Raw genomic sequence first — 22,999 nt, forward strand, 5'->3', positions numbered from 1 at the left:
TGCGTCAGGTCGCTCCTCAGCGTTGCCCTGTTTGGCTGCAATTTTAGTATTGTCAGAAATTTGGCGATTATTGCGTTTACACAGTTTATTATTCGAAACCGCATTGCCCTTTTTTTCTTTAGAAAAAATCAGTTCAATTGTTTTTGCAGCCATTGAAGGCGATACAGATCATCAAATAAAGTGTCTGCTTTGTACTGCTCCCTAAAACTATAATTTCATCATACGATACCCAATACCGATATGTGTTTGTATCAGCGCCTGACTGCTGTCACTCAGCTTTTTTCGCAGGGTAGCCATAAATACACGCAGGGAGGCTTCGCTGTTATCCGCAGGAGTTCCCCATACACTTTGGATAATGTACTTATGCGTCAGCACCTTGCCGACATTCTTGGCAAGCAGGCAAAGCAGCTTGTATTCTATCGGTGTCAGGTGAAGTTCTTCATCATCAAGGTGAACACAGCCCGAAGCATAGTCTATCCGTAATCTGCCATTGACAAACTCCGTGACCGAGATGTTTTCGGACTTCATAAGCCGCCTTTGTATCACCCTGAGCCTTGCGAGAAGTTCATCAACAGAGAAAGGCTTTGTCAGGTAATCATCTGCACCTTTGTCAAGGGCTGTTATCTTGTCCCTGTCCTCGCTCCTTGCACTGACTATGATGATAGGAACATCGCTCCAAGTGCGTATATGCTCTATCACCTCAACGCCGTCAATATCAGGCAGTCCAAGGTCAAGTATGATAATATCAGGCTTATGCGAGGCGCTGAGCATGATCGCTTCATTGCCCCTGACAGCAGTAATAAAGCGATAGTCGTTCATTTTAAGAGTAGTTGTAATAAGATTTCTGATAGGCTTGTCGTCCTCCACCACCAGAACTAGATATTCATTCATTCAAATCGACCTCTCCTATTGGCAGAGTAAAGCTGACAACTGTACCGTTTGGTATGTTGTCGCTGACAGATATAGTACCGCCGTGTGAAGTTATAATTGACCTGCAAAGTGCAAGTCCCAGCCCCAGACTTCTTCTGCTGTCTGAGGAACGGCTGCCGCCCGTATAGAACATATCAAATACCTTTTCTTTTTCTTCATCGGAGATACCAGTGCCGTGATCGGACACGGATATCACAGCATACGCATTTTCTCGGCGCACACTGACGGTAACATCAGAATCCTCATCACTGTACTTGACAGCATTATCCATAAGATTGACTATGACCTGTACGATAAGGTTCGCATCTGCCATAACGGGGATTATCTCGTCATACATATCAACGATGATATTTCGCTTTGGGTGAGTGCGTTTGGTGTGTCTGACAGCCTCCTGAACAATGTCATCAAGTATCTCTACCGAGATATTGAGCTGCATTCTGCCGTCCTCAATTCGTGTAGCGTATAAAAGATTTTCCACCATTTCGATAAGCCACATTGATTCGGAATAAATATCCGTGTATATCTGCTGACGTGCTGATTCATCAAGCGTATCGCCGCCGGAAATGAGCGTACTGGCATTGCCTGATATGGAGGTCAGCGGTGTTCTGAGATCATGGGATATGGAACGGAGCATATCAGCTCTAAGCTGTTCATTCTGCGCCAGAAGTGCCGCCTCCTCCTTTTCACGGGCATTCTGCTCGGCGATCAGGATATTGCGTTTCAGCTTATTGGCAAGCGTTCCTGCAATGAACGCTGTAATAAACATCATCACAAATGTGACAGGATAGCCTGCATCGTGAGCTGAAAGAGAAAACTCAGGATATGTGAAGAAGCAGTTGAAAAGCATTACTCCTACTAATGATGATATCAGGCAGAAATACATCTTTGATGTAAAAATGGATATCACAAGCACAGCAATAATATACAGCATGATAATGTCCGCATCGGCAAGTTGAAAGGCTTTGAATGCGTATCCGGCAAGTGTTGCGGCTGTCAGCACCACAAGACATATAGCGGAGTCTTTGAACACAGAAAATGCTTTAGAGCTCTTTATAGAATTAACAGTCATAAGAATCACCCTTGTTATTATAACATATCACTTCTGTGTTCGTCAACATCATCTTCTGACAGGTTGTGTCCACGGCTGCTCTTTTGTATCTCCTCGATGAATTCATCTCCTAAATTCTGAAACATTTCTGGATATCCCGAACCTCACCTATGACAAATGCGATGTCATCAGTTTCAATTACAGTGTCCGGTGCAGGGATAAATACCTCTTCTCCGCGTTTGATCGTCAGAATATTGATCTTGAATTTCTTTCGTATATCGATCTGTGAAAGCGACTTTCCGAACCAGTCCTTCGGTACTTTCAGTTCGTAGATCGAGTAATTGTTATCCAGATGAATAAAGTCGAGTATGCTGTCTGATGCATATTTTGTAGCGATGCGAAGTGCCATCTGCATCTCAGGATAGACAACCTCATCGGCTCCATTTTTAAGCAGGAATTTCATTTGTACATCATTTGTCGCACGGGATATGACTTTCTTTGCCCCCAGCTCCTTGAGCAAAGACGTTGTTTCCAGAGAGGACTGAAACAGGCTGCCGAGGGCAACGATACAAACATCATAGTTTCCTACACCAAGCGAACGGAGAAATTCCTCATTGGTGCTGTCACCGATCCTTGCGTTGGTCACATAGGGCAGGATATCGTTGATATGCTCATCATTTTTATCTACTGCCATGACCTCACACCGAAGCTCCTTCATGCGTCTGGCAATATGACTGCCGAATTGACCTACTCCGATAATTAAAATTGTTTTAATATATAAGACTCCTTATCCTACGGATATTTTTTCAAGCGGTAAGCGTGAATTCTTACTGTCAGTCGACGGCAGAGCTGCATAAATGAGTGTCAGTCCGCCGACTCTCCCAAAAAACATAAGTATCATCAGTATCACACGAGATACAGCAGACAGACCGCTTGTAATGCCGAGTGACAGCCCTACAGTACCGATAGCTGAGCTTGTTTCAAACAGACAGGTCAGCAGCGGCAGATTTTCCACTCTGCTGATAATGATACCGCTTGTAAAGAACAATACAAGATACATAAACAAAACAGCGCCTGCACTGCGGACAGCTTCGTCTGATATTCTTCTTTTGAAGCACTGCACATCATTTCTGCGGCATAACACTGTGATCGCAGAAAGGAACAGAACAGCAAAAGTCGCTGTTTTCATACCGCCTGCGGTGGAACCGGGAGAACCGCCTATAAGCATAAGAATGATCATAATGGCTGTACCTGATTCATCCATAGCAGCGAGATCAGTTGTGTTAAAGCCTGCGGTTCGTGTTGTGACAGACTGAAACAGTGAATGGATCGTCCGGTCATGGATAGTCTCACTGTCATATTCATAAAAAAAGAAATACAGCGCAGGCAGAACGATCAAGACAGCAGATGTCATCAGTACGACCTTGCTTTGCAGAGAGAAGCGCCTGATCCTGTACTTGTGTGTTCCGATATCGCCCCAGACGAGAAAGCCGATGCCTCCCGTAATAATTAGCAGTATGATGACGATATTGAGATAGATGTTGCTGTGGTAAAAGGTCAGCGATGAGAACGGTTCTTTTATGCCGAACAGATCAAAGCCTGCATTGCAAAAAGCCGATATGCTGTGAAACAAGGAATACCACAGTCCCTTAGCGATACCAAGATCATTGCAGAAAACGGGTGCAAGCAAAGCCGCACCGATCATCTCTATGATAAGTGATGTTTTAAGGATAAAGCCTGTCAGCTTTACAATACCGCCTACCTGCGGTGCGGAGATAGATTCCTGCATCGTACTGCGCTGCCACAGACCGATTTTCCGCCCTGATGCTCTAATGATCGCAAGCCCGACGGTGATAACGCCCATACCCCCGATCTGTATTAGCATCAGAATGACCGCCTGCCCGAACAGAGACCAGTATGTAGCAGTATCCTTTACAACAAGCCCAGTCACACAGGTAGCTGAAACGGCTGTGAACATTGCATCAGGGAATGAAGTCACACACCGCTGCCTTGATGAGATCGGCAGCATCAGAAGCAGCGTACCTACCAGAATTAGGCAAAAGAAACTGATAATGATGACCTGAAATGAAGTCATATGAGTTTTGTTTTTTACTCTATTTTTATGTAACATCGTACACCTCTCGTTCAAATGATAGCTTTATTATATCACAAGAGCGGTTAAGGTGCTGTTAAGATTACGGTTACGGTGTTAAGATTTCGTTAAGGCACAATATTGATGTGTGCTACTTGCCCGTAGTCTATTGGCACAACCATAATCCGTTCCGTACAAGCCCATTCTCCGCATAAAGTCTCTGCCCGTGATGTTCTTGGACTTCCATTCCCCATAGAGCTGACCGAACCTTGTCCAGTCGATCTCAATCGGCTTTCTGCCTGTGTATTTTCCCTGTGCCTTAGCGATCTCGATGCCCTCACGCTGACGTTGTTTGAACTGCTCTCTTTCAAGCTGAGAGAGTGCAGCGAACACGGTGAGCATAAACTTTCCTGACGGAGTATCGGTGTCGATGTTTTCCTTGTGGCTGATACTCTCGATGTAGAGGGTGTCACCCTCACGCACATAGTCCAGCATAGCTTTAAGCTGAGGGCGGTCTGCGCTCGCTCCCGAAATCTTCTCGGAAGAAGATGCGGTCAACCTGATAGTCGCGGATACCTCATCTCTTAAAAATATTAACAAAATCTCAAAAAAATATAAACAGATCATTCCTTATATAGTTGTATTATTAAACTATATGGACAACATGACCGTGCGCCACGCTGTCGGAAATAATGGAGGAGAAGAATATGACTTACAACGAATTTTTACCAAGCTACTCTATCGGCGACGACTGTTACAAAGAGATACCATATGTTACCCGACGTTATGGAAAAAAGGCAGTCGTTATCGGCGGAAAGACCGCTATGGAAAAGGCTAAGCCTGAACTGCTTGCGGCGCTGAAAGGCTCTGATATCGAGCTTGCCGATTTTATCTGGTACGGCGGCGACTCGAATTATGAGAACATTGAAATGCTCAAGGCTATGCCGGAAGTGCAGAACGCGGATATGGTTTTCGGTGTTGGCGGCGGACGTGCAGTTGATACTGTAAAGACCCTCTGCGACCGCATGGACAAGCCGTTTTTTACTTTCCCGACCCTTGCTTCAAACTGCGCTTCATGCACAGCTATCTCGGTAATTTACAATGCCGACGGGACTTTTAAAGAATATGCCTACCTAAAAGCACCCGCCCTGCACACTTTCATCAACACAAAGATAATCGCAGAGTCGCCCGAAAAGCTTTTCTGGGCAGGTATCGGCGATGCTCTAAGCAAGGAATATGAAGTTGTTTTTGCCTGCCGCGAAAAGGATATGATACACACTCCGCTGCTGGGCAGGGTGCTTGCTGCCGCCTGCACAGAGCCGCTTATCTCTTACGGAAAGAAAGCACTGGAGGATTGCAGTAACAACATCTCCTCAAAAGACATCGAGCAGGTGGCGCTTGATATAATCATCACAGCGGGACTTGTTTCAAACTTTACAGTTCATCAGAACAACCCCGACCCGAAGGACGATTACTATTACAATTCGTCGCTTGCACACTGCGTATATTACGGTGCGTCGCTTTTCCCGAAGTGCGAGCATAATCATCTTCACGGCGAGATAGTTTCATTCGGCGTGCTTTGCCTGCTGACCTATGATGGACAGCTTGAAGAGCGCAAGCGTATATTTGAATTTAATCACAGCATTGGTCTGCCATGCACTTTGGGCGAGATAGACCTTGCAGAAGAGGACGTTGCGGCTATCGCACACAAGGCGGCAAGCGTAGTAGAGTGGACTTATGTTCCGGGCAAACCGACTGAGGAGAAGTTTGTAAAGGCGATACTTGATACCGATAAGGCTGGAAGAGAATTTCTTGCAAAGGCGTGATACTGATGGAACAGTTAGCGTATAATTAAAACAAGCTGACAGAGCCTAACGGCTTTATCATAAAATTTTTGAATAGGAGAGTGCTTTTTGAACAAGTACAATACACCGGAGATTGCAGCGTAAACGGGAGGTTTACGGCAGTCTTTCAAACCTCCCGCTGAGAAGCAGTTGAGTTTAACAACATTTGGGAGGTATAACAATGAATAAAAATATCGTGATACGTTTAGAGAAAAAGGAAGAACACCGCGAGGTAGAGAACCTTGTCAGAGAAAGCTTTTGGAACGTCTATCGTCCGGGCTGTCTGGAGCATTTTGTGCTTCATGAGCTGAGGAACGACGCGGATTTTGTGCCGCAGCTTGATCTTGTAATGCTGCTTGACGGCAGGATAATAGGGCAGAATGTGTTCGTGCGTGCGGCGATAAAGTCGGACAGCGGAGAAGACCTGCCGATAATGACAATGGGGCCTATCTGCACAGCGCCCGAGTTCAAGCGGCAGGGCTACGGAAAGATACTGCTCGACTATTCCCTCGAAAGGGCGAAAGAAATGGGCTGCGGAGCGGTGTGCTTTGAGGGCAGCATCGGCTTTTACGGCAAGAGCGGCTTCACATATGCAAGCGAATTCGGCATAAGATACCACGGCTTGCCCGAGGGTGCGGATCAGTCGTTTTTCCTCTGCAAAGAGCTTGCCGCAGGCTATCTTGACGGCGTGACTGGCGAATACTCAACGCCCGCAGGCTATTTTGTTGACGGGGCGGCGGCTGAGGAGTTTGACAAGCGGTTCCCGTCGAAAGAGAAGCTAAAGCTCTATGGGCAGATATTCTGATAATCTGATATTCTGAACTAAAACGATAAAATGACAAAGGCTCTCTGCCAAATGCGGTGGAGAGCTTTTTTGCTGTGCGATCGACATTTCAGCGTGAGCGTGATCTGTTTGATCTGTTCAAGGCGGGGTGATTGCTCGGCTGTTTTTTATTGACAGAAAGGCGCGAAATGTGTTATAATTATGACAGAGAAAATGTCCGCGGAGGGATAAATATGCTGAATTACCGAAAAATAGAGCCTGCCGACGACAAGGCGCTTGCCGAGCTGATACGCGCCAACTTGGAGTACTACCATCTTGACATTGCGGGCACGGTGTATTTTGACCCGGAGCTTGACCACATGAGCGGATTTTACAATGCCGACCCGCAGAAGCGCGTGTATTTCACGGCGCTGGACGAAGCGGGAAACGTGATCGGCGGAGCGGGCGTTGCGGAGTTTAGCGGCATAGCGGACTGTGCGGAGCTGCAAAAGCTGTATCTGAGCAGCACGGTTCGCGGCATGGGCTACGGAAAAGAGCTGCTGCGGCTGGCGGAGAGTTGGGCGCGGTCGGCGGGGTACAAAAACCTGTATCTCGAAACGCACACAAATCTGGCGGTGGCGATAAAATTGTACGAGCGGGAGGGTTTTCGGCAGATAGAGAAGCCGGCGTCGGCAGTGCACGGCGGGATGGACAGGTTTTATTTGAAGGGGCTTTAAGCTGAAACGATTGCCTATTATAAAAGGTATACTGGAAAATCGGCAGACGCAAGATGTAACGAACTCATCGGCAAATCATGAAGAAAACGTCAGAAGTGTTTAAAACAGCGCACGGATGGGGTTTTCGCGGGTGTAAAATCTATAAAATATAAAGTCGAAAAGCGCGCAGTTTAGTCAAAATTCATGAATTCCAAAAAATTGATTACTTTATCGCATTAAAGCCGTTGACAGATTGACGTTAAAATGGTATAATGGTTAATGAAATATTTTTGAATTATTTGTGAGTATTAGGTTGATAAATGGTGAGAATTGTTGAAATGCGGGAGGAAAAGTGGATAGAGATATGGTATAAGTTTTGCTGCTGAATAAAATGGTTTGGCAGCTTTTTTTTGTAAATCTAATTTAATGATAATTGTATGAGATTACGAAAAAGATTTGTAAAATCGCGGTACGGGTACAGAACGTGTGTCTGTTAATGTCTACCTCAAACTTTCAGTTGAGGTCTGATGGTCTACGGTGGAGTGAAAAACACACTAAATATAACTGATTTTCTGGAGTAGACCTGTCCTGATGGAGATACGGTTGCTGGCTGATAGGGGTATGACAATAAGGGTCAACACTTTAGGAGAATAGAGAAATAGTTGGAAGGATTATGACGAAAAGACCCAGCACTTTCCCGCGAGGTGGAGCAGTACGGGCGAGTACGAGAAACAGTGCCTATATGTGACACCCGGACTGAGCTGCTACTGGCAGATCGCCCCGCATCGTAATGACCTCTCTTTTGAGGGATGGATCTGGATGCGAAATATGTGAAGGGGCGCAGCTTTTGGGTGGACTGGAAGATTATTTTTAAGATGCTTAAGGTGTGCCTGTTGGGACATGGAGAGTAAAAGGCTTACATAAATTTGCAGAAAGAAAAAGGACGAGGAGTATTTGAGGGATGAGGAAGAATAAAATCAGAATATTGCATGTGGCGCAGGCCGCAGGTGGCGTGGATCGCTACATCCGAATGCTTCTCAAGTATTTGGACAAGAAGAAGTTTGAGAATATATTGGTTTGCTCACAAGATTTCCATGAAGAAGACTATAGAGATTTGGTGGATTCATTTGAACAGGTCGAGATGACCAGAGCTATTGGAGTAAATGACTTAAAGGCGATTAAAGGGGTCAGAGCACTGATAAAAAAACATAACCCCGATATTGTATATGCCCATTCCAGCAAAGCTGGAGCAATTGCTCGTGTTGCAGATATTGGTTTGAAAAATCACTGTGTATACAATCCACATGGGTGGGCATTTAATATGCGATGTTCTGCAAAGAAAAAGACAATATACACAGCTATTGAAAAGGTAGCTGCGCCATTCTGCGATAAGATTATCTGCATTTCAGATGCGGAGAAACAGTCGGCATTGGATAAGAAAATATGCAAAGAGGACAAGTTACAGGTCATTTTTAACGGTGTGGACATCGAAGCCTATGAGAATGGAGTACATGGTGCAGTTAAAAGGAGAGAGCTGAACGTTCCAGAAAACGCATTTGTTGTTGGTATGGTTGGACGAATGACTCCTCAAAAAGCACCAGATGTGTTTATTAAGATGGCAAAGCAAGTGAAAGATAAGATTTCCAATGCACATTTTATTATTGTTGGAAACGGAAATCAGGAAGACGAAATCAGAAAGTACGCGGCTGATAATGGATTTGCAGATAGGCTACATATTACAGGCTGGGTTGATAATCCAATTAGTTATGTAGAGCTTTTTGATATTGCATGTTTACTGAGTCGCTGGGAGGGCTTTGGTTTGGCTCTGCCTGAGTATATGATGGCAGGCAAGCCCATTGTAGCGAGCAGAGTGGATGCCATTCCCAATATAATCCGGGATGGAGAAAATGGTCTGCTTGTAGAAGCTGACGATGATATAGGAGCAAGTAAGGCAGTGCTACGGATCTATTGGGAAGATGGACTAAGGGATAGATTGGTAGCACAGGGCATGGAAGATGTACATAACAGATTTAATGCTCGGAGAGTTTCTGAGGAACATGGAAAATTGTTTGAGAGATTATAAATGACGGAGAATAACATGAGGGAGACCAGATTAAAAGTATTAGTAGTTTCTTAAGGAGCATGGAGCATTATATTGTAGAGAGTTAGGAAAGAAATTATGAAAATTGGTATATTAACATGGCTACATAACGGAAATTACGGAAGCATTTTACAGGCTTATGCACTTCAAAAAGCTTTACGTAATCAAGGATATCCGACAGAAAATATTGATTATGCACCTTCTACTGTGAAAAAAGTAGAAAATCTGATTAAGAATAAAAATTCCTTGAAGTTATTTTTAGAAAAATGGGATGCCTATTGCGCGAAAAAAGTAGCTGGATCACCAAGAGAACTCAGTGAAAAACAAAAGAAATTTGATGACTTTCGTGAGAACCATATTAATATTACACAACGATATTCTTCTCCGAAAGAAGTAGCTACTATAGACGGTGAGTTTGATGCATATATATGCGGAAGTGATCAGATATGGTCGCCTGTTTTATTGAATCCCGTATTTTATTTTGATTTTTTAAGCGAAACGGAAAGAAAAATTGCATATGCGTGTAGTTTCGGTGTCTCATCAATAAAGGGAAAGAAAGCAACAAAGATAACGAATTATTTAAATCGTTTTGATTATATCTCAGTTAGAGAAAGTAGCGGATGTGAGATTGTAAAAAATTTAACAGGTAAAGTAGTACCGGTTATGCCGGATCCTACCTTGTTGTTGCAAAAAACGGATTGGGACAAAGTTTCTAAATATAATTTAAATCTTAACAATTATATATTTTGCTATTTTTTGTCTTGGAATGAAGACCATTGGAAATATGTTGAGAATGTATCGCAGCAGTTAGAATATCAAATCGTAATTGTTCCGTCAGTAAAACAGACTTATCAGGTTAATGCGAAAATATTAAAGAATATAGGTCCAGAAGAATGGGTTGGGTTAATAAAAAATGCGAGTTATGTGATTACGGATTCTTTTCATGGGACAGTATTTTCGATTATTTATAATAAGCCATTTACTGTATTAAAAAGATTTTCTGATAATAATCCAGGATCTCAGAACTCAAGAATATATACTCTATTAGAACATTATAATCTTACTAATCGGCTTGGAACAACTACAGACATTTTTAATCTTCAAGAATACACTAAGGTTAATTCTCAAGTAGAATATGATAGAAGATATGCGTTGGAATGGCTTAATAGTGTATTAAAAGTTAAGAAAGTAGAAGATATTCCTCATGTAAACTGTAATGGTTGTGGATTGTGTAGCGTAGTATGTCCAAAGCAATGTATAGAAATGAAAGAAAAACATGATGGATTTCTTTATCCTCATGTAAACAAGAGGGATTGCATTGGATGTGGTCTTTGCATAAAGAATTGTCCTGAATATAGTTTTATTGCTAGAGAAAAAGTAAAACAAGTTTATGCAGCGAAGACACGTGATAGAAAATTAATTACCAAAAGTACATCTGGTGGTGTATTTGGTGAATTAGCCAAGTCGATTATTGATGCTGGCGGAGTAGTATATGGTGCAGCATACATAGATGTAGATGTTGTGCGTCATCAAAGAATTTCTAATCTATCTGAGCTGTATAAATTGAGCGGCTCTAAATATGTGCAATCAGAGATATCCTTAGTATACCCAATGATAAAGGAGGATTTGTTGTCTGCTAAAAATGTTCTTTTTAGTGGAACAGGATGTCAAATTGCAGCAATTAGAAACTATCTAGCAAAAGATTTTAATAATTTAATTTGTGTAGAAGTAGTTTGCCATGGTGTTCCAGCGCCAGGACTATTTAGAAAATATATACAGTGGTTATCTCAAAAAGGAAATACTCCTGTACTTAAGTATCAATTTCGTAGTAAATGCGAACGACCAACGGGAGAACATTCTAAATATTATTATGAAACTTCAAATGGGCTTAATTCAGGATATTCCTATGAAGACCCATACTATGGATCATTTTTATGCGGATCTATTCTTAGAAATAGTTGTTATAAGTGTAGTTTTAAGGGAAGATTACGCTCAGGTGATATAACTATTGGAGATTTCTGGGGAATTGAAAAAACTAACTCTAAAATCAATACTGACTCAGGAATTTCTTTGGTTATGATTAACACAGAGAAAGGAAATAGGATGTTTGAGCCTTTAAAAAATAGACTGGATCTTTATGAGAGTAGTTTTGAAGAGGCTCAAAAATTTAATCCCAGCATTAGTCATTCAACGGCGTCGAAAAAAAGAATATCCATAGATTGCACCAAAGAAGATGTTATAGATACACAACTATCGGTGACCTGTTCTATAAAGAATAAAATTAAAAATCGTTTGCCATGGAGAGTAAAAAAAATATTGAAACGAATACTATGATTATACGAGGAGGTTTGAAATGAAGCCTAAGGTTTCGATAATAACAATTTCATATAACAGTGAGGATACAATTGAAAAAACTATTCAAAGCGTTTTATCTCAGACATATGATAATGTAGAGTATGTTGTGATAGACGCTGCTTCAACAGATCGGACTGTGGAAATTGTAAATCGATACAAAGATAAAATTGCATATTTTATATCAGAGCCAGACAAAGGAATTAGTGATGGATTTAATAAAGGTATAACTGCTGCGACAGGTGATATCATTGGTATTTGTAATTCCAATGATATTTTGCTATCAGATGCTGTGCAAAAAATAGTAGATGCCTATGAAGAAAACGTTGAAATGTATCGGGCATCTGAGCTTGTAAGAAATTTTGATACTGGATATGAGTATATACTTCACCCGACGATGACTTTTAAAAAGATACCAACGCTGTTTCATGTTTGCCATATGGGATGCTATATTAAGAAAACGGCATTCGATAAATATGGTTTATATGATGTAGCATTTAAGAATTCTATGGATTTGGAACTATTGTTTAGGTTTCATAGAAAAGGTGCGATCATGAAAGAGGTTGATGCTGTTGTTGGTATTTTTCGATTAGGTGGTGTATCACAGGCTGGCGAAAAAGTTAAAAGAAATGAGTGCCGAGAAATAATACGTCGTAATGGCGGAAGTGTGTTCGATGAATATTATTTTCTAACATATTTGTGGATAAAAGGAAAAATTAAGAAAGTTTTAACTTTATTTGGTAAGGATATAGCCAGTAAAGTTCGATTTGGGGTAAAAAAATGATGAAAGATAAAAAAGTAGCGATTGTTTCTTGCTATTTTCAACATAATTATGGTAGTCAACTGCAGGCATTTGCGACACAACAAATGTTGGATGATTTAGGAATAAATAATTATACAATAGATAATTCAGGTTTAGACGCTAGTGTGAAAGGAGCAAAAGTAAAGTACTATTTGTCTCATATTACAGATTATAGAATATTTGCAAATAAGATGGGGTATGTATTTTCTCGTCTATATCAGAAGATTAATAAGTCTTATGGTAGAAAGGCAGCAAAGCGAGCAAAGGCATTTAATTCATATATTAAAAAGTTTAGACTGACGAGCAAATGTAGTTCTTACAAAGAGCTTGCCGATTATGTGGAACGTGAATTCACAGATATTCTTGTGGGAAGTGATCAGTTATGGTTACCATCTAATATTGACGCAGACTACTACACATTAAATTGGGTTCCAAAAGAAATTAATAAAATATCTTATTCCACAAGCTTTGGTGTTGGTAGCCTTACAGATGCTTACATAGCCAAAACCAAAGCATTTCTATCAAGATTCCAGTATATTTCGGTTCGGGAAGTATCTGCAGTTACTATTGTTGAGAAAGCTATAGGGCAGAAACCTGAAATGGTTTGTGATCCAACACTTTTATTAGATGGAAATCGATGGGCAACAATTGTAGCAGATCAAGAACTAATAAATAAGCCATACATACTGTGTTATTTGATTGGAAATAATCAAGAGCATAGGAAGTTTGCTAGAATGTTAGCTGAGAAAACTGGATGCATCATTGTGTCGCTACCTCATATGGGAAAGTATAAAAAGGTTGATAAAAACTATTCTGATATAGAGGAGTTTGATGCAGGCCCAGAAGAATTCGTAAATTTGATTAAGCATGCGAATTATATATGCACAGATTCCTTCCATGCGACAGTGTTTTCAATACTTAATCATAAAGAGTTTTTTACTTTTATGAGATTCAAAGAAGGAAAAGAATCTACGAATACTCGAATTGATAGTTTGTTTGATATAATTGATTTTGATAAAAGGCTTGTATCTGACTTTGGAGATATTGATAAATACTTGAAAAATCCTATTCCATATGACAAAATCGATACTAGACTAAGCCTTTATAGGGAAGCATCTATTGATTTTTTAAAGAAAGCATTAGGTAAAAATGATAGAAATTAATGATAAGAGTAAATGCTGTGGATGCACGGCATGTATGAGTATATGTCCGCTAAGATGTATTTCTATGACTAGCGACGATGAAGGATTTTTATACCCGTCTGTTGACAAGAATAAGTGTGTACAATGTGGTGCTTGCGATAAAGTATGTCCTATACAAAATGTTGTAGAGGAAACTTCGTTCGAGCAAAAGGCTTATATTGTTAGGAACAAGAACAGGGAGATAAAAAAAGCTAGTGCAGCAGGTGGGTTCTTTTATAATCTAGGAAGTTATGTGATAAAAAGCGGTGGAGTTGTTTGTGGAGTCGTTTTAGATGAAGCTTTTCATGCAGTGCATATTTCAACTGATTTAGAAGAAGATTTAATTAGATTTGCAGGAAGCAAATATATGCAAAGCATTGTTGGAAATAAAACGTTTGCACATATTAAGACAAATCTTGATAAAGGTAAACAAGTATTATTCAGCGGAACTCCATGTCAGGTGGAAGGACTTTTATCCTTTTTAAAAGAGGACTATAGTAATCTAATAACTGTTGATATTGTCTGCCATTCTGTTCCGTCTCCGATGATTTTTGATAAGTATTTAGAGTATGTTTCTAAAAAATATCATGATACGATTATAGATGTTCATTTCAGAGACAAAAAATATAGTTACAATTTTCCGACAATGAAACTTGTCGGGAGGAAAAAGGGAGAATTTTATCATTGTGGCATGGAAGCAGATCCGTTTCTTAGAGCTTTCTTTGCAAATATTTGCGATAGACCTTCGTGCTATAATTGTCATTTTAGAAAGCAGTACAGAAGAAGTGATTTCACAATTTGGGATTGCAATACAGTCGCAAAAGATGCACCAGAATTCAATGATGGACTTGGGGCAACAAAGATCCTTATCCATACAGAAAAAGGGTGCAATATTATAAAAGAAATCGGAAATTCCTATGATCTTATTGAAATGCAAACAGAGCAAATAATAAATAGAAATTCAGCAATGTTTAAGTCTAACATGAAGAGCAATCACAGAGCGGAGTTTTTTAAAGATGCTACGGTTTTAGATGGTTATTCATTGATGCAAAAGTGGTTCCCGATTACTTGGAAACATATTTTAACGCACAAAATTCGAATTTTTCTGCAAGTTATCGGTTTACAAGATTTTATGCGTTTATTAAAGCATAAGATTAAGACAAAATAATGTGAGTTATAGAGCAAAGTTAGAAGAAATCCGAATTGTATAAATTCATACATACAGTAAGTAAAAAGAAAGGAAAGAGTGATAATTAACTATCTAATTATCACACAAAGAGATAAAGATGATTGAACTGATTATGCGATCTGGTTTAGGCAATCAAATGTTTGAGTATGCTTATACCAGAAAGATTCAAGAAAAATATTCTGGCGAACAGATTGTCATTAATACGGAATATATGCATCGCAATGATTTTCGAGAGTACTCTTTAAATCATTGTAGATTAAATAGCAATGTTTCTGTGCTTAGAGAAACAGACGCTGTAAAAGAATTAAAAAAATTTTATTTTGCAATACCATTTGCGTTTGGAATTGATTTTCTTGGATGGCGTTTATTGAAGAAACAGGCAATTGGTGAGAAGAAATATTTAAAACGAAGTAAAAGAGGAATGTACTATGCTCATAGAGCAAGTGAATCATATTCTATTGTGAAATCGAATCGAAAGAATAAGTATGTTTTTGGTTTTTTTCAAAATGCAAATACTGTCGAAGGAATTGAAGACATTCTTAGAGATGAATTGGAAATCATCACTCCTGCATCTGAAAGAAATATCGAAAAATTGACAGAAATAGAAGCAGTAAATGCTGTCTGTGTGCATATTCGTCGTGGTGATTACCTAGACGAAAAATGGAAAGCATTACAGGTTTGTGATTTTGAATACTATAATAAAGCGATTGAGGAAGCTAAATCTAAATTAATAAATCCAGTGTTTTTTGTTTTCTCAACGGGACACGATGATATTGAATGGATAAAAGAAAACTATCATTTTAATGCAAATATTCAATATGTTGATCTTGATAATCCAGATTATGAAGAACTTAGACTTATGAAAGCTTGTAAACATTTCATTATATCAAATAGTACTTTTAGTTGGTGGGCAGCATTTCTTGCAAGAAATACAACAAAAAATGTATGGGTGCCATCAGTTTGGAGAAAGGATCAACCAGAAGCAAATGACATAATTCCAAAAGAGTGGAGAAAAATTGAAGTATGATAGTAGAGACTGGTTTCCGTAGGGTTAGAATTGCACTATTCTTCTTAGGATTAATTGGAACTTTAATTTGTTGGTTAAAAGGAAGTCCTGAACCAGCGGTACATTGTTATTGGCTACTACCGCTGGTATTTGGTTTTTTACACCTGTTAATCAAAAAAATTTACAAATATGAAGCTGGAATGGGATTACTCATATTTGAGATAATCGCTTTCCTTCGCTATGTAGTGACTCCGGTAGTTACGTGTATAATACATAAGTATGATGGTCATGTATGGGCAACGACAAATCTTTATACGGAATCAGTGTTTTATATGATTTTTGAATTGGTTGTAGTGTATTTGGTGATGTATTTCCTTATTCCGTATGTAAATAAAAAAAGGATTATAGAGCACGATTCGGAAAATAATGTCATTTATCTTGGAAAATTTGGTGTTATAAAGGCTATTATTGTAGTTTGTTTTGCATTAATTTTAATTTCTAATGTTCCCATTCGAGATATGTTGTTTAATTTTAATGTTACTTCTGAAGATGTTTCCAGTATTACGTATACTCTATCCGAATATAGAAGTCAGATTCCAGGAGAATATCTTATTATTTATTATATTGGATTGGTTATTATATATGTACAGATTCTTAAAATTATAAAAGAAAATAGAATGCTTTCGTATTGGATGAAATTTGTATTTGTGATAATTGCTTCGATGGCATATGTATCATGTGGATGGTCCAATGGAAAAAGCGTTTCACGCTGGAGTATTTTAGTAGCAGTATTGGCAATGGTTTATGTCCTTTTGTATTTCTTTCCGAAACAAAGAAAGATTATAATCATCAGTGGTTCTGTAACCGTAATATTTGCACTTTTATTAGGAACTTTTTATAAAAGAATTGCCCATGGTATGTCATTGTCATTTTGGAAAGCATTTGAGACATATTTAACACCAAGTGCTTTGAATGAATATTTTGCAGGGGTGTTTCCAGTAGGTAATGGTATTAACTCTGTTATGCAATGCACGGATGGAAGAATATCAACATTTTTGTATGATACGGTAGCCAATATCCCCAAGTTATTATCAATGTTGGGAATTGTAGGTGAATCTACGGCAACATTTTTTGGCCAGAACACTGGACATATAGAGCTCATTATTCCCAATATTGCCATGTCATATTATGTTTTTAGTTTTTTGGGTTTTTTTGTTTATACAGCTGTATTAGCCTGGCTGATGATAGTGGCGCAAACCAAGATGAAAACAAGTTTTAGTTTGTATAAAAGATTGATGTTATTCCAAATCGTTTTTTGGTGCGCATTGTCTATGGCAGTTAACGTGCAGATTATTCAGACTAATTGCTGGAAATATGTAATTGGCTTAATTCTGATTACTATGGATGAAAGGATAAGTATTAGATTGAGGACTAGAAGGAGTTAGTGATATGAGTTGTATGAGAATAATGTGGACTGTATTTGTTACGTTCCCTGAAGTTGCAGATAAGGTTGGGAAAAAAGCGGAATATGCATGTACATGGGCTCGTGCACTGGCAGATCAGTTAAGGAATAGGGAAGATATTCACCTAGCTATTGTATCAGTAGCAAATAGCGAAGAAATACAGAAGTATTGTGTTAATAACATTGATTTTTATTTTCTTCCAGATGAGAAGAAGATGAAGTCTAATGGGGGTGGAGAAAATGCAAGAAAAAATTGGAACCAGATAATCAATGATTTTAAACCCGATCTCATCCATATTCATGGAAGTGAATCTATGGTTCCGTATGAACTTATTAAAATGAAACCTAACATACCACTTTATTTGACGTTGCAGGGAATTTTAGCTAATTATTTTAAGGATTATACCGCTGGAATTATCTACGATGAAATAAAGAAGAATGTCACGATTCGAGATCTGTTACGCGGATCTGGAATTCTTGGTGATCAAAGAAGTGCAGTACATAGAAGTCGATTTGAGCAGGAAATGCTAAAGGGAGTCCACTATTTGGGTGGACGCACTACATGGGATAAGGTATCTTCGCTTGCTATAAATCCTAATGCAAAATATTTATTTGCGCCTGAAATGATTAGACCAGAGTTTTATGAAGCAAAACGTTGGGAATTGAAGAATATAAAAAGACATAGAATATTCATGCATCAGGGATTTAAGCCAATTAAAGGCTTACATATTCTTCTTGAGGCAATGTATCATCTAAAAATTAGATATCCAGATATTGAGTTGCATATGTCTGGAAAAAATATAATGAAGAATCAAACAATTAAAGATCAGATTCTTCAATCTGGTTATGTGAAATTGTTGTTTAGAAAAATTAAAGAATATGGGCTACAAGATTGTATACACTTTACAGGAGTATTGAATGCTGAAGAGATTGTAGAGGAGCTAAAAAAAGCACACGTGATGGTTCTTCCATCTTCAATTGAGAATAGCCCTAATTCTCTTTGTGAAGCTCAGTTAGTTGGTATCCCGACAGTAGCTAGTTATGTCGGTGGTGTTCCAGAAATGCTTCGAGATGGTAAAGATGGTTATCTGTATACATTTAATGAACCTTTGATGCTTGCGGAATATATCTCTCGTATTTTTGACTCAGATCAACTTGCAGAGAGTTTTTCAGAATCTTCTTATAATTGGATTCGAGAGAGACAAGGACAGGAACTTGTTGTGAATCAAACTATTGAGAACTACAGAATAATGATTGAAGAATGTAGGAAATTATGAAGGAATTAAGGAAAAGAAATAATCAAATTGATGTAGCACGTGGAATAGCGATTTTAATTGTTATATTAGGCCATAGCTTTTATTCATTAGATGCACCTTTAAATAGAATTATACTCAGCTTTCATATGCCGCTATTTTTCTTCTTGTCTGGACTGTTAGGCAAAACAGCAGCTGAAACTAGAATGAGTTTTGGTGCATTTTTTATAAAAAAAATAAGGACTATATTATTACCACAGATTTTGCTTGGGGTAATATCGTATTGTTATTATGCAGTATTTACTATAGTGATTAAAGGTGGAAATATTTATGATATAGATTTGATGTATCAGTTTTGGAGGTATTGGTTCTTACAAGTACTTTTTGTTACTGAAATAGTGTTTTTTATATTATCTAAATTTATAAATGTCAAAAAGATATTATCAACAGTAGTTATTATTGTAATCTGCATGATATGCACAATGATCATTGTTGATTTTGCTTTTTTCCCAGATGAATCTCCATTTTATTTGAATGTTACACCTATGGCTTTGATGTTTTATTCTTCTGGCTTTGCTCTGAAACCTGTTCTTGTAAAGGAGGATATTGGCAGAAGAGCGTCTTTATTTGGAAAACTTGTCATTATAATTTTAACCTCGTGTCTGTTGGCAGTAGTTGCGTTGCATAATTCAAGTGTAACTATGTATAACAATAATTATGGGAATATATTTTTATTTTTTATCTCTAGTTTTTGCGGAATAGCAACAGTATGGTTTGTTAGTGATTTATTACGTAATTCAAAGGCACTAATATGGTGTGGAAAGAATTCTATAGTGATTTATGTTTGGCAATTTTCATTAACTCAGTTTTTTAAAAATATAGTAGAAATGATATTTGTTCGGATGGCAATACATATTTCTGAGTTTTTTATGACATTATTTGTTTTTATAGTATGCGTTTTGGTGGTGATTCCTATTGTCATATTTAGTAATCGCTTTATTCCAGAACTATATGGTAAGAAGAGAATTAACTGATTTGAGGATATAAGGATGAATGATATATATGATTTGATTCAAGCGGAGTATGAGAAATATAATTATAAGATTGAATACAATAGCTGTAAGAACGGATTAGCATATATTTATTGCTCTAGTAATGCTTTGTATGAAAAAGATAATCTTCAGTCATTTGAAGATAAAATAATCAAAGAAGATCGTTATGAATGGTCTAATTTGCGAGCGGATTGCAAACCTGAAATAGAGATATTTATTCGTGATATTTGGTTGTCCTGGTATGTTAAGGGAATCAATAGTAGGATTAATACTTATGATAAGCTGATTGATTTTATTAGAAGTATAACGAAGGGATACACTATTCGATGTGTAGGGGCTTCATCAGGTGGATTTATAGGTACAATTCTTGCAATGGAATTAAATGCAGAAATATCCTATTCTTTCGCTGGGCAGTTTTCATTAAGTCACCATTTTGATCATTTAAAACAAAACCCGTACCTTAAAGAATACTGCACTACTGGGGAAAAGAAATACATTGAATATTACACTCGAATTCCAGACTCATCAACGAATATCTTTTATATGTTTCCAAATCGTTCCAAGCAGAATCAAGAACAGTATGAGTTGGTTAAAACAATGGATCAATTACATACGATAAAAATAGATATAGATGAACACGGAGTTGCAATATATCCGTTTGCGCTTCCGAAATATCTTTCCTATAATCTTCATCAAATTGAAAAATTAGCGGGGGGCAGCATGTCCAAAATGAATGCCTCAATAAAAATTGGAGGATGGTCAAATTTCATTAGGTGGGCGACAAAAAAGATATTAAAGATGATTAAGAGGTAAAAGGTTATTTATGGGAAGAAAAGAGAAGTCTATTGGAGTCAATGCATTACTGAATGGATTGAAAACAATATTATCAGTTATATTTCCGCTTATAACATATCCTTATGCTGCACGTGTTTTGCAAGTCGAGAATATGGGAAAAGTGGATTTTTCAAATTCTGTTGTGAGTTATTTTGTGCTGATTGCAGGTTTGGGAATAGCAACATATGCAATCAGAGAAGGAGCAAGAGTTCGAGATAGCAAAGAGAATCTCGAAGTATTTTCCAGTGAAATGTTTTCAATCAATATAATATCTGTTGTGATTTCAATTATTGCTCTTGTTATTGTGGTCGTTGCTGTTCCTAAGTTTCACTCGTATATACCTTTGATTGCCATTCAAAGCTTAGCGATATTTGGTAATATGATTGGTGTGACATGGCTTTATTCGATTGTCGAAGATTATGCATATATTACGGTGCGTTCTCTCGTGGTACATATTATTGCTTTAGTGTTACTGTTTTTGTTTGTTCATAATGAGGCCGATTATGTTATATATGCAGCAACAACAGTTGTTGCTAATGCGGGTGCCAATATTTTTAATTTTTTTCATGCAAAAAAATATGTAAAAATACGTTTCACAAGAAATCTTAACTTAAAAAAGCATTTCAAGCCGATCATGGTAATTTTTGCATCTACTGTTACAACGACAATATATGTTAACTCAGATAAAACAATACTTGGATTCTTGTCTGATGAATTTCATGTGGGCTTATATTCAACCTCTGTTAATATTTATACTGTGCTGAAAAGCTGTATAGCGGCAGTTATTCTCGTGGCTTTACCGAGATTATCCAATTTTCTTGCGACAAATCACAAGAAAGAGTATGAAAAAACAGCAATTGATATTTTTAAGATGTTCATGATGATATTGCTTCCGGTGATGGTTGGAATATTTGTTACATCTGATGCTGTAATTGAAATTATCGCTGGAGCATCATATGCAGAAGCTGCAACATCTTTAAAAATTTTAAGTCTGAGTTTGGCGTTTTCAATGATTGCAACGTATTACACTAATGCTGTTTTACTGCCAATGAAAAAAGAAACAGTCGTTTTAAAAGGAACTATAATGAGCGCTGTTTTGAATATTGTTTTGAATTTTGCTTTAATTGGAACTTTTAAACAAAACGGAGCTGCATTTACGACTCTTTTGGCTGAAGTACTTATGTGTGTTTATCAATATTTTTATGTTAGGAAAGTATTAAGAATAAAGGTTTCTTTGCGCTATGTGATAAGTCTACTCATGGGATGCATTGGGATTATTATTGTTTCTGCTGTTTGTAATGTTTTTTTGACTGCATTTATCGTAAATCTTATTATGAAAATTTTAATGTCGATTATAGTTTACATAACTGCACTCTTGGCATTAAAAAATGATGCAGCACTTTCTATGGTTAATGGATTTTTGATAAAGATAAAAAAAATGAAATTGTCAAGAAAAGTGCAGTCAGAAAACACCCAAAATCTGAAATAGGCAGATATCAGGCGGCGTGATGAGAAAGCTCTCTGGAAGATCTGAGAGCCACAGGTGGGAGTCCGCCTTCATTAAAGCTGTTGACTCTCTGGGTGTTGTAATAACCGAAGATGTATCTGAAGATAATGGTTTTTACTTCATCACGCTTCATTTTGTATATCGGCATCTGATACAGCTTCTCCTTTTTCAATGTAGCGAAAAAGCTCTCCATACGAGCATTATCATAGCAATGAGCAGTTCCGCTGAGGCTCTGGACAAGCCCTGCTGATACAAGGGAACGACGGAAGGCATAGCTTGTATACTGGCAGCCCCGGTCGCTGTGCAGGATCGTTCCGTCGAGTCTGCCGTACTTCTCACGAAGCTGTTTAACGGTATCTATGCAAAGTTCCTTCTTCATATTATCACGCATTTCAAGTGCAATTATTTCACCGTTGAAACAATCAAGAACAGGCGAAATATAGAGCTTTCCGTCAGAACACTGCACTTCGGTGATATCAGTCAGGAGCTTGTTCAGCGGCTTCTCTGCACTGAAATCTCTCTTTATCAGATTCTCTCTGTCCTGTGCTGCTGTGTCAGCCTTTGTAATACCGTGAGGTCTGCGATGCCTGTGGACAAGTCCTGCTTCGCTCATAGTTCTGTATACAGTCCTGAGACTTACATGAGTTCCACGCTGCGATAATGCTGTCTGCATTCTTCTGACACCGTAATTCCTGTTATCCGAATGCTCTGATAATATGCCCTGTATTTTGACCAGAAGAAGCTGTCGTGCACCGGGTTTGTTCTGATTTCTGAGCCAGCGATAATAGCCTGATTCACTTATCTTCAGAAACCTGCATATCGCCTTTACGCCGTACTTACAGCGAAATTCGTTGACGAACAGGTGCC

The 22,999-nt window shown here is 38.4% G+C and carries 20 protein-coding genes and 1 pseudogene; 15 read left to right on the forward strand and 6 right to left on the reverse strand.

Annotation, left to right across the window (positions count from 1 at the left end):
• Window positions 1–205: hypothetical protein (locus LI114_RS11410; protein ID WP_227220754.1), on the forward strand; the 205-nt coding region annotated here is incomplete at its 5' end.
• A gap of 2 nt (window positions 206–207) precedes the next feature.
• Here LI114_RS11410 and LI114_RS11415 read toward each other — a convergent pair.
• From LI114_RS11415 to LI114_RS11435, 5 genes and pseudogenes are all read right to left on the reverse strand, one after another.
• Window positions 208–891: a response regulator gene (locus LI114_RS11415; protein ID WP_227220755.1), complete on the reverse strand. Its 684-nt coding sequence runs from the start codon at window positions 889–891 to the stop codon at window positions 208–210.
• Window positions 884–1,999 (reverse strand): ATP-binding protein, encoded by a 1,116-nt coding sequence (locus LI114_RS11420; RefSeq protein WP_227220756.1) that lies wholly within the window; start codon window positions 1,997–1,999, stop codon window positions 884–886. The genes LI114_RS11415 and LI114_RS11420 overlap by 8 nt, the downstream gene beginning before the upstream one ends.
• Before the next feature lie 109 nt (window positions 2,000–2,108).
• Window positions 2,109–2,753 carry a potassium channel family protein gene (locus LI114_RS11425; protein WP_227220785.1) on the reverse strand — a complete coding sequence of 215 codons (645 nt, stop codon included), beginning with the start codon at window positions 2,751–2,753 and terminating at the stop codon, window positions 2,109–2,111.
• Window positions 2,754–2,765: 12 nt separating this feature from the next.
• Window positions 2,766–4,109: a TrkH family potassium uptake protein gene (locus LI114_RS11430; RefSeq protein ID WP_227220757.1), complete on the reverse strand. Its 1,344-nt coding sequence runs from the start codon at window positions 4,107–4,109 to the stop codon at window positions 2,766–2,768.
• Between the two features lie 78 nt (window positions 4,110–4,187).
• Window positions 4,188–4,638: pseudogene (locus LI114_RS11435) on the reverse strand (recombinase family protein); the annotation flags it as partial.
• Window positions 4,639–4,777: 139 nt separating this feature from the next.
• Here LI114_RS11435 and LI114_RS11440 point away from each other — a divergent pair.
• From LI114_RS11440 to LI114_RS11505, 14 genes are all read left to right on the forward strand, one after another.
• Complete coding sequence (locus tag LI114_RS11440) at window positions 4,778–5,896, forward strand: iron-containing alcohol dehydrogenase family protein (protein WP_227220760.1); 1,119 nt, start codon at window positions 4,778–4,780, stop codon at window positions 5,894–5,896.
• A gap of 199 nt (window positions 5,897–6,095) precedes the next feature.
• A complete protein-coding gene (locus tag LI114_RS11445) occupies window positions 6,096–6,719 on the forward strand; it encodes a GNAT family N-acetyltransferase (RefSeq protein WP_227220762.1) in 624 nt (207 codons plus the stop codon).
• A 212-nt stretch (window positions 6,720–6,931) separates the two neighbouring features.
• Window positions 6,932–7,414, forward strand: a complete 483-nt coding sequence (locus LI114_RS11450; RefSeq protein WP_227220763.1) for a GNAT family N-acetyltransferase — start codon at window positions 6,932–6,934, stop codon at window positions 7,412–7,414.
• A gap of 940 nt (window positions 7,415–8,354) precedes the next feature.
• Window positions 8,355–9,476 (forward strand): glycosyltransferase family 4 protein, encoded by a 1,122-nt coding sequence (locus LI114_RS11455; protein ID WP_227220764.1) that lies wholly within the window; start codon window positions 8,355–8,357, stop codon window positions 9,474–9,476.
• A 96-nt stretch (window positions 9,477–9,572) separates the two neighbouring features.
• Window positions 9,573–11,828, forward strand: a complete 2,256-nt coding sequence (locus LI114_RS11460; protein WP_227220766.1) for a polysaccharide pyruvyl transferase family protein — start codon at window positions 9,573–9,575, stop codon at window positions 11,826–11,828.
• Window positions 11,829–11,847: 19 nt separating this feature from the next.
• Complete coding sequence (locus LI114_RS11465; protein ID WP_227220768.1) at window positions 11,848–12,630, forward strand: glycosyltransferase family 2 protein; 783 nt, start codon at window positions 11,848–11,850, stop codon at window positions 12,628–12,630.
• Window positions 12,627–13,811, forward strand: a complete 1,185-nt coding sequence (locus LI114_RS11470; protein WP_227220769.1) for a polysaccharide pyruvyl transferase family protein — start codon at window positions 12,627–12,629, stop codon at window positions 13,809–13,811. The genes LI114_RS11465 and LI114_RS11470 overlap by 4 nt, the downstream gene beginning before the upstream one ends.
• Entirely contained in the window at window positions 13,798–14,997 is a 1,200-nt protein-coding gene (locus LI114_RS11475) for a Coenzyme F420 hydrogenase/dehydrogenase, beta subunit C-terminal domain (RefSeq protein WP_227220771.1), read from the forward strand. The genes LI114_RS11470 and LI114_RS11475 overlap by 14 nt, the downstream gene beginning before the upstream one ends.
• Window positions 14,998–15,115: 118 nt before the next feature.
• Window positions 15,116–16,045 (forward strand): alpha-1,2-fucosyltransferase, encoded by a 930-nt coding sequence (locus LI114_RS11480; protein WP_227220772.1) that lies wholly within the window; start codon window positions 15,116–15,118, stop codon window positions 16,043–16,045.
• Window positions 16,042–17,469, forward strand: a complete 1,428-nt coding sequence (locus LI114_RS11485) for a hypothetical protein (RefSeq protein WP_227220774.1) — start codon at window positions 16,042–16,044, stop codon at window positions 17,467–17,469. Before LI114_RS11480 ends, LI114_RS11485 begins: the two co-directional genes overlap by 4 nt.
• Before the next feature lie 4 nt (window positions 17,470–17,473).
• Complete coding sequence (locus LI114_RS11490; protein ID WP_227220775.1) at window positions 17,474–18,763, forward strand: glycosyltransferase family 4 protein; 1,290 nt, start codon at window positions 17,474–17,476, stop codon at window positions 18,761–18,763.
• Window positions 18,760–19,773, forward strand: a complete 1,014-nt coding sequence (locus tag LI114_RS11495; RefSeq protein ID WP_227220779.1) for an acyltransferase family protein — start codon at window positions 18,760–18,762, stop codon at window positions 19,771–19,773. Before LI114_RS11490 ends, LI114_RS11495 begins: the two co-directional genes overlap by 4 nt.
• A 15-nt stretch (window positions 19,774–19,788) precedes the next feature.
• On the forward strand, window positions 19,789–20,604 hold the full coding sequence (locus tag LI114_RS11500; protein ID WP_227220780.1) for a hypothetical protein: 816 nt from the start codon (window positions 19,789–19,791) through the stop codon (window positions 20,602–20,604).
• Window positions 20,605–20,614: 10 nt separating this feature from the next.
• Window positions 20,615–22,114: a flippase gene (locus LI114_RS11505; RefSeq protein ID WP_227220781.1), complete on the forward strand. Its 1,500-nt coding sequence runs from the start codon at window positions 20,615–20,617 to the stop codon at window positions 22,112–22,114.
• A gap of 7 nt (window positions 22,115–22,121) precedes the next feature.
• Here LI114_RS11505 and LI114_RS11510 read toward each other — a convergent pair.
• The coding region (locus LI114_RS11510) for an IS3 family transposase (RefSeq protein WP_227220784.1) at window positions 22,122–22,999 on the reverse strand (878 nt) is incomplete at its 5' end.

It is taken from the genome of Ruminococcus sp. 210702-SL.1.03, assembly GCF_020559915.1.
In the GTDB taxonomy this organism is placed as follows: domain Bacteria; phylum Bacillota; class Clostridia; order Oscillospirales; family Ruminococcaceae; genus YE71.